Source organism: Rossellomorea yichunensis (genome assembly GCF_032337515.1).
In the GTDB taxonomy this organism is placed as follows: domain Bacteria; phylum Bacillota; class Bacilli; order Bacillales; family Bacillaceae_B; genus Rossellomorea; species Rossellomorea yichunensis.
On record NZ_JAVYAD010000009.1, the window covers coordinates 71,709 to 81,465 of the forward strand.

At 33.7% G+C, this 9,757-nt stretch carries 5 protein-coding genes; 1 reads left to right on the forward strand and 4 read right to left on the reverse strand.

What is annotated here, in order from left to right; genetic code table 11:
- Positions 1 to 124: 124 nt before the first annotated feature.
- Positions 125 to 3,076 carry a Tn3 family transposase gene (locus RSX31_RS21180; protein WP_315635957.1) on the forward strand — a complete coding sequence of 984 codons (2,952 nt, stop codon included), beginning with the start codon at positions 125 to 127 and terminating at the stop codon, positions 3,074 to 3,076.
- A gap of 1,218 nt (positions 3,077 to 4,294) precedes the next feature.
- Here the strand turns inward: RSX31_RS21180 and RSX31_RS21185 are convergent.
- The 4 genes from RSX31_RS21185 to RSX31_RS21200 are packed head-to-tail and all read right to left on the reverse strand — an operon-like array spanning position 4,295 to position 8,860.
- Complete coding sequence (locus RSX31_RS21185) at positions 4,295 to 4,999, reverse strand: ABC transporter ATP-binding protein (protein WP_315635958.1); 705 nt, start codon at positions 4,997 to 4,999, stop codon at positions 4,295 to 4,297.
- A gap of 23 nt (positions 5,000 to 5,022) precedes the next feature.
- Positions 5,023 to 7,638 carry an ABC transporter permease gene (locus RSX31_RS21190; protein WP_315635959.1) on the reverse strand — a complete coding sequence of 872 codons (2,616 nt, stop codon included), beginning with the start codon at positions 7,636 to 7,638 and terminating at the stop codon, positions 5,023 to 5,025.
- Positions 7,639 to 7,655: 17 nt separating this feature from the next.
- Positions 7,656 to 8,327 carry a hypothetical protein gene (locus RSX31_RS21195; protein WP_315635960.1) on the reverse strand — a complete coding sequence of 224 codons (672 nt, stop codon included), beginning with the start codon at positions 8,325 to 8,327 and terminating at the stop codon, positions 7,656 to 7,658.
- Positions 8,324 to 8,860, reverse strand: coding sequence for an RNA polymerase sigma factor (locus tag RSX31_RS21200; protein WP_315635967.1), 537 nt, complete (start codon positions 8,858 to 8,860; stop codon positions 8,324 to 8,326). Before RSX31_RS21200 ends, RSX31_RS21195 begins: the two co-directional genes overlap by 4 nt.
- Positions 8,861 to 9,757: the final 897 nt, after the last annotated feature.

Below are 9,757 nucleotides of genomic sequence, written 5' to 3' on the forward strand. Positions count from 1 at the left end.
TTCGTGTAACCAGGGGCAAAGTAGATTAATATATTATTTGAAGCCTTTTCTTCAAAGGCTTTTTTTATATGCAAAAGTTCGGTACACTTTTCATTGTAGGTACAAAAATTAGGAGGCTCAGAAAGTGAAAAAAGTTTGGAATCTGGAGGAACTAATCGAACACTTTACAATCATTCCTGAAGAAACACGTTTAATTGGGAATAAACATGGTGGAACTCGACTTGGATTTGCGGTTATCCTGAAATTTTTTCAATACAAGGGTCGGTTTCCAAAGGGCAAACAAGAAATTAGTATTGATATCGTTCAGTATATAGCCAAACAAGTCGGTGTATCGGCTGATTCCTTAAAACAATATGATTGGGAAGGTCGGACAATAAAATATCATCGTGCACAAATCCGTGATTTCATGGGCTTCAAGGAGATTACCTCTGAAGATATGGAACAATTAAAATCCTGGCTACAGGCAAAAATAATTCCAAATGAAATGAATTTAGACCGCATAAGAGAACTCGCCTTAACTCATCTTAGACACTCACATCTTATTCCCCCAACCGAAGATCAACTTAATAGAAATATTAAATCAGCCATTTACCAATTTGAAGAGAATATATCCCAGTCGATTTTCACAAAGCTTTCCTTTCATTCAAAGTCTAAATTAGATGCTTTTGTACGTACTTGGTCTAATGATGAGAAAATTAAAGAGGATCAAACAATACTTAGTTTTCGAGAACTCGTATCTGATCCTGGACGGATCGGATTAGATACTTTATTGAAAGAAATAGAAAAGTTACAAATCGTGAGAGACATACAACTCCCTTCAGAATTGTTTACAGAAATACCACCAAAGCTACTTAGAAATTATAGGCAGCGTTCGGTTTCTGAAGACATTAGAGAATTACGTAGACATCCCGATCATATTCGATACACTCTATTATCAGCATTTTTTTGGAGTAGAGGAAGGGAAATAACTGATAATTTAGTTGAGCTACTTATACAAATAGTTCATCGTATAGGTGCCAGAGCAGAAAGAAAAGTAGAAAAAGAATTCTTACGAGATTTTAGAAAAGTTAATGGGAAAACAAATGTCTTGTTTCGTTTAGCCGAAAAGGCTGTTGAACAACCAGACGGGAAAGTGAGGGATGTATTATTCCCGGTTGTAAGTGAGGATACCCTTAAAGAATTAGTGAAGGAAATGAAGCATACTGGACCAATGTATAAACAAAAGGTTCATACTGTAATGAGGTCCTCTTACAGCTCTCATTACAGAAGAATGGTTCCCTCATTATTGGGCATTTTAGAATTTCGTTCAAATAATGAAGTGCACCGTCCCGTTATTGACGCAATTAGTCTCCTTCATCAGTATAAGGATAACAAACAGTACTCTTATAATGAGATGGATTTTATACCTATAGAAGGAGTTGTTAAGCAAGCTTGGATTGATACAGTTATTGATAAGGAAAGCAATCGTATTAATCGAGTGAATTACGAAATTTGCGTCCTCCAAGCTTTAAGAGATCGACTCCGTTGTAAAGAATTATGGGTTGTAGGTGCCGATCGGTATAGGAATCCAGAAGAAGACTTACCGAAAGATTTTGAACAAAATAGAATACATCACTATGAGGCATTACGAAAGCCACTGGATGTACAAACACTTATTAAAGAACTTAAACAATCTATGCACACAGCTCTTGATAAATTGGATAAAAGCGTAAAAAGAGATTCTTCAGTAAGAATTTTAAGTAAGGGAAATGGATGGATTTCAGTATCCCCTTTACAACCTCAAAAAGAGCCAGTAAACCTTAACCTCATCAAAGCAGAAGTAATGAAACGCTGGCCCATGACAAATCTCTTAGACATATTAAAAGAGGCGGATTTAAGAGTACATTTAACAGACATGTTCCAAACATTAGGAAATAGAGAGATTTTAGACAAAGAAACTCTTCAAAGAAGACTTATCCTCTGTCTTTATGGATTAGGAACAAATACCGGCTTAAAAAGAGTTGCTGCTGGTGATCATGGGGAAAATTATAAGAACTTACTATATGTAAGGAGAAAATTTATTCACAAAGAAAACCTTCGTCAAGCAATATCAAAAGTCACTAATGCAATTTTAGATAATAGAGTAACTGAAATATGGGGAGATGGTACCACTGCATGTGCATCTGATAGCAAGAAGTTTGGTGCATGGGACCAGAATTTGCTTACAGAATGGCATATTCGCTACAGGGGACGCGGTGTAATGATTTATTGGCATTTAGAAAAGAAATCCACATGCATCTATTCTCAATTGAAATCATGCTCATCTTCTGAAGTTTCTTCTATGATTGAAGGGCTACTCCGACATTGTACAAACATGGAGGTAGAAAAAAATTACGTTGATACACATGGACAAAGTGAAGTAGCGTTTGCCTTTTGTCACTTGTTAGGGTTTCAGCTTATGCCAAGGTTTAAAGCAATCCACGCTCAAAAACTATACCGCCCAGACACTGGAATACAAGAAGCTTTTTCCAACTTACAGCCTGTATTAACTAGACCAATTAATTGGCCATTAATAGAACAACAGTATGATCAAATGATTAAATACGCTACTGCTTTAAAGTTAGGTACTGCTGAAACGGAGGCTGTACTGAAGCGTTTTACAAGGAACAGTGGTCATCCGACGTACCGTGCTCTAAGTGAACTCGGGAAAGCAATGAAAACCATTTTTTTAAGTGAATATTTGTCCTCAGAAGAGGTTCGGAGAGAAATCCATGAGGGACTGAACGTCGTTGAGAACTGGAACTCCGCAAATAGCTTCATTTTTTATGGGAAAGGAGGTGAAATTCAAACGAACCGTTTGGAGGATCAGGAAATTGCTGTGTTGGCTCTACACTTAATTCAAAACTGTCTAGTGTACATCAATACATTAATGCTACAAGAAGTGCTACTGGAGCAAGATAAGTCACTGCTTCAGAAACTAGCACCAGAGGATTTTAGAGCACTTACCCCATTGATTTACTCACATGTAAACCCTTACGGAACTTTTAGATTGAACATGCAGGAAAGACTATCTTTCCAGAGAACATTTAATGTTTGAATTGAAAAAACACAATAGAAATAACGACAATACCTTACACACAAGGGTTAATATTCTCCCCAGTTCTTTAATTGGGACCAATTCATGAGTTAATAGGATTTGATGGAGAATTTGCTCGGATGTACAAAGTCGAGTCTGATCAATTTTAAACCAGTTCAGTAATAGTCTGTAAAATATTTAGACTAAAAAGTATTTTTAGAAATATACTTGATTTTATTTGTAATGAATAGATACTTAGGTAATTCAGGACTTGTTGTTGTGTAATAGGTGACCAGTTCCAGTGTATTAGCAGAAACATTCTGTGTTTTATCCAGAATACCTCTTTCTCATGAGTTACTTCCTTTTATTGTACCTGGTGTTAGCGAAGTGCCCTTATCATCAACTACCTTAATATGTGGAGCAAAATGCATATAAACAGGTCCTCTTTTGTCATAATCAGTTTTTTGACTTGTTTGCCTTTTTAAAAAAATGAATTTCCACTTTGCCTTCAGATAAGACCACCTGTTTTAGTGTAATCCTTGTTTGTAAGCTTTCGTTTCATTCTTTAACATTATCTTTTGTTTCTGCTGTTACTGTCGACTGTGTAAAAAAATAAAGTAAAGATGAAACATATTGTGCTTAATACTAATTTTTTTATTATCAATACTCCTCATTAAATTAGCATTATTAATTAGACCTAGGAGTGAAAATTGTTTGAGGTACTGAGTTTTGGAACCAGAATACCGAAATTTAAGTGTTTTTATTGGATGCCTATCATGGTATAAGAAAAAGTGACGCAGCTGAAGCCTTCTCCATTCAGATCAGAGCTTTCAGTATACGTCCAAAGCATACAACCAGCTAATTGAAGATTATGGCATAAAGGTAGGCACTCTCGCAGAGGAAATTGCTTGGATGTTTTTGCTAACTGGATTTTGAGCCACTCCGATCATCAAAAAAAATGAGCCATTTTTCTTTTTGGTCCTGGAAAATCTAGAATGTCTTGACATGGAGCCTCCAGAGGTATGGTTTTGCTCGAAGCCGATACACCAAGGGGTTTAGAGTCAGTATTGAACCTATCATACCTATTAATCCAAATCAAGACGTGCTCAAAATGGAAATTCAGTGGCTTACGATATCGTGATAGAAGTGGCTCTATACGAATAAGCAAATACAGCCTCGATAACGCCTGTATAGAATCCTTCACTTAGCATCTATAGGATACTCCTATAGATATTTGAATCACTTAGTATCAATAAAGCTTCTTTCAGAAGTATCTAATATAATTTCTCCATCTCTCATTTCTATTGTACGATCTGCCAGTTTGGTAATAGATAAATCGTGTGTCACCATTATTATTCCGCAGTTTTTATTTTCGTTAAAGGATTTTAATAACTCTACAATTAATTTACCGTTTTTTGTATCTAAATTCCCAGTAGGTTCATCTGCTAGTAACCAATTGGGGTCTCCAATTAATGCTCGAGCAATTGCTACACGCTGTTGTTCTCCACCTGATAGTTGTGAAGGTAGTGAACTTTCTTTATTTCTTAATCCAACCTCATCCAATAAATTCAATGCCTTTTCTTTTTTATTCCATGAAACCTTTCTGGAATATACAGGGGACATTACATTTTCAAGAGCAGTTAAAGTTGGAAGAAGATTAAATTGCTGAAATACATACCCTATATTAAAAAATCTAAAGTCGGCTAATTTATTCCCTTTTTTGTCAGCAACTTTTTCACAGTTGTAATATATATCACCGTAGGTAGGAAAATCAAGTGTACCTATTAGACTTAATAATGTTGATTTTCCTGAACCAGACGGTCCTACTATTGCCGTAAATTCTTCTTGCTTAATTGTTAAGCTAATCCTTTTTAATACATCATTTTCTACTCCATTACCTCTATAAGACTTTGAAACATCTTTAATGTCAATAATTGAATTCATGTGAACTCTCCCCTTGTAATAATTTAGCTTGATTTTTGTCTCATTCCTTCAGAAGGAGTAATTCGAACTGCAATTTGTGCAGGTAAAATAGCTCCTATTACACTTACAATTAGTGGTATTAACCCTGTAAGTGAGGTTAACCAATACTGCGTGTTAATTGGTTCTCCATATATAACAAAAATAAATAGAAATGAGAGTATGATACTGAAAATCCCTGCAATCATCCCTGCAAAAATTGCTTCGAAGAGAATTATTTTTCTAACAGCGTTATTTCTCCACCCTAATGATTTTAAGATTGATATTTCACTCTTACGTTCGACTACGTTTTGCCACATTAATTCCGCAGTTGTCAAAATAGAAATTAATAAGGCTGTTCCCATGGCGATATAATGAGCAGAACCTACCTCCATAGCTGTATATTGGCCGAGCCAAGTAGTATAAAGTACACCTTTTAATCGGAAAGTAATAAAGATAAAAACTGCTAATAATGTTGTTGGAAACACCATTGCTAAGATTGATAATGAGTTTCGACCCAACTTACCGAACATATGATTAACTGCCATCGACCATATAGTAGGGGACTTTAGAAGTTTATATTTTATCTGCTGATATTCACCAATCTTAATCGTTTCATATGGTGTGACTTTCCTTACCATTAATAATGGAGCAATTGAACCCAATAAATATATTATTAAACCTGATAGGGCTAAAATGATTACCTTATTTAAAGAAATATTTCCATTTTGTGAAATGAAGTAACCACTAACAGTTAAGGATATTGTTGCTACTATTCCTCCAATTAGAAGAGCTTCAAGAATTATTAACCTATATATAGTTGAAATCTTCCATCCTAACGCTAGCAGGACAGCGAACTCCCTTCTTCTTGCTAAAAATGATACTAAATTTGTAGCAAGAACATAGATTATAGCAACAATCAGGACAACTAAAATAATGCCTGAAAATCCTAATTTCGTTTCTTTAAAAATAGTTGTAGATGTCCCTAATTTTATCCATGGCATCTCAATCCAACCTATTTCCTGTTGATTACCTGATTGTGGTACGTGTAATAATGTTGGCTGTGGAGAGGAACCAAGTGTAATATCAGCTTCTAATCCTGTTTTCTTTTCAATTTGTGAAATAACACTTTTTAAAATTTCCTGACTTTCTTCATTGAACGTTGATACACCTTTTACTTTTATTCGAATAGCTGAAATAGGTTTGTTTCCTAATATTTCTTCTGCAGCATCAATTGTAGTCAATAGAGAGGGCGGTTCTTGGAGAAATCCAGCTGGACTTCCACTAGGTGAAATCATTCTAGGAGGGTTAACCGGTTTATCTGTCTCATCCACTACCAATTCAGCTGTTGGAGGACGATAGGTTTCCATTGGCAACTCTGTTAAAGGGTTTTTTGCAACATTTAAACGACTAGGATCATAAACTCCAATAAATTCAGGATCAATGTAATGTTTTAAATCGTAAAACGAAGAATCAGACCAATCATTTATTGGTTCTAATTTACGGTAACCATCAGGTATATCATAATGAGGCCCATCAGCATTATTAATTGGTTGTATATCATATGAATACTCCCAACGGTCAGGGAACGGATTGTTTAAATGCTCGTAATTTAAACCATTTGGAGAAAATCTTAAGGCTCTTGTAAATTCGACTGTTGGTGGTTTTCCGTTTACAATAAATTTTGGATTAATCGACTGTTGTGTTAATTGTTTAATTAATAACTGATAAAGATCATTTGAATATATCGAGAATGTACTTATTTCCTTGCCGTCAAATTGATCTAGGTAAGTTAATCCCTTTGTCTTTAATAAGGGTTTAATAGAATCTAATTTTTTATTTAATTCTAACTCTTCAATACTCCAACTCTCACTATACTTTGCGTAATATTGGGAACTTAAAAGAACGGGTATGGAAGTGTGTTGTTGTTTAGGAATTTTTAATTCTGTGTCTGCCTCTCTTACTCTTACTCCTGGAATGTCCTGTTCCTCAAAATAACGATTTTTTCCCTTAGTTAGTAAAGAAGCATCTAAACCGGTTAATTTTGCCTCTTGCTCAGGATCAATTCCTGCTAAAAGCAAATATCCTTCTGTATTAACTATATTTCTATTAAGAAAATTGAGATCTTTACTTAATAAATCAGGGTTTTTTGTTATATAACTTGTAGATTCATTCATTTGAGGTTGTTCTAAACCATTTTTAATATTCTTGTTATATGTTAAACGGTAGATTTTGTTTTCTGAAAACTCAGTTTCATTAAATGCTTTTAAATTAGCTGCAAATGTAGTATATCCAATCATGGAAATAGGCGCTGCAATACTGATATCATCTATTGATTTAATAGTTTTATACTGGTCTAAAGAAATGCCTCCTTTTAAGCTACTCAAATAGTTAGGAGATATTAAGTTTTCGCTTTCTGTGTTGCTTTTACTTTTCGTTGGCCGAACAAGGATATGGTATTGTGAATTCCAGTTTTTTTGGAGTATGTCATTTATTGTACCTTTACTAGTATCCGTTGATATGGCCATATAACTCAGTCCTCCACTAATTACCAAAACGCCTATTAACATTAAAATGAATCGTTCTTTGTGTCTCCACCATCCGCGCCATATCATAGTAAACATAATTTAATCCTCCCCAATTATTCAAAATCCTTCAAACTTTTAACCATAAATGTACGTTGACCCCAAGTATTTTTATCAACACCATGAATTTTTTCATATAGGCGAAAACCCTTGTAGGTCTTGTGTTTATATTTATAATTAAAAATCTCACTCATCCCAATGTCTTTCATTTCACTTATCAAATCTTGTGTTTTTATATTTTGTTTATGTGAGAATAATTCTAAAGTAACAAAAAAATCTTGATTGTTTTTCAATCGATTAAATATGATAGTGAATGAACCATCTCTTTCTGTTTCAATAACTTTTTCTTCAGTAACTGTATTTAATTCTTTAGAAGGAAAAACTTTTAAAACTAGTTCTGTACCCTCCGGCAAAGCACTTTGTCCTCGGATTATGACCTCATCAGGTAAACCATAAGTGTTTGCCTTAATATAGAAGTTTCCCTCATTAACAGGTGAGTTTTGAGTAGTTTCACTAACGGATATATTATTACTAAATAACACATCAAATAAAAGTGGTGTAAGGATGAATAAGATCAATAAAAATGCTAAATTATATTTTAATGATTGAAAGTATCTCTCTAACCAGTTTTTTCTATTAGCTTTCCTCCATACAGTTTCAAATTCTACTGAGGAATTTTCTTCTTCCTCTATGACATTTAACAGTTTTGATAATTCGTTATTTTTCAAAAGATTTCCCCTCCTTTTTTATGAGGTCCACTATTAATATTTGAACGCCTTAATTGATTTAATGCTGTATTTATTCTAGACTTACACGTTCCTATCGGAATATTCAAAATTTCAGAAGATTCCCTTAGTGTGAAATCTAGATAATAGTGAAGTATTATAACTTCTCTGCTTTTTAGTGAAAGCTGACTTACAACATCCCACAGATCTTTTAACTCCTCATTTTTTAAAAAAAGTTCTTCTACTGAGTTTATAAGATCCTCACTCACGTTCTCCGTGAAGGGTGAAAAATGTTCCAGCCATCTCTGCTTTTTCATTATCGATCTAGTAACATTGATAGTTATTGTATAAATCCAGGGTTTAATTGGGCGGTTATGATCATATGTTTGATACTTTGTATATACTCTTATAAATGTTTCTTGTGTAATATCGTCCGCCAAAATTCGGGATTTTGTTAAAAACAAAGCTGTCCTATAAACATATTCCTTATATTCATTGAATAAAGTTTTGGCTTTTCCTTCGTTGATATGTAGGATTTCGTTCTCCTCCTTCCTGAATCATTCATAGTAGTTACTCCTATAACATTAAAAAGGTTCGGTCAAAATTAAAATTTTTTAAAAAAATTTAGAATTAAGATTAGTAGAATGCATGTTCAAAACTTTCTCTTACTCTCTTATTAAGTGGTCTCTCCAAGACTTTTGTACAGTGTAAGCATACTGCCGAAGTTGTTTGTTACAGGTAAGTAAGATGTTCCCCAAAAAGTTATACCAGCCTACATTGAACAGAACATTATTTTTAGCACTGAGTTTTCGTGCTGTAAATGGACTGATTTCAGTATCGCTTAAACTGACTTAAGAAGGCACAGTTATGGACCTTATTGATAAGTATATTGCATATAATCGCACTTTTGTGATTTGTTTAAATTCCAACCACTCCAAAAGGGTTTATCTACCTAATTCTAATCTAATAAATCAAAATTTAGGGAATGATGATTTCACATTAAAGAAATGAAAGAAAAAAGGGTAAATCATCCTGTATGAAATTTAAAGGAAATAAAGGTAAATTATAGAATTAATAAATTAGGGAATAGTATAATTCGACAACGTATTGGAGGGGCTTAGAATTTATTTATTTCCACTTATTTTCTGGATGGTTTTATTTTTTTTATTTATTAATCAAAAAAAAGCTCTAAAGAATAAATTTTATTTAATTAATAACCAAAAAAATAATAATAAAATATTTACATATCCTTTAATGGGGGCTCACCTAAGAGAAATACTTCCCAACAATATATTGGAGGGATTTTTCAATTCTGGTAGAGATATCATTTTGGTTATTACTTCAAAACAATGTAAATGACTACAGCCATACGATTGTTCCACCGTTGCCATGTTTTTGGTCCACTAATGACATTAAATTGGTCCAGCTCTGCC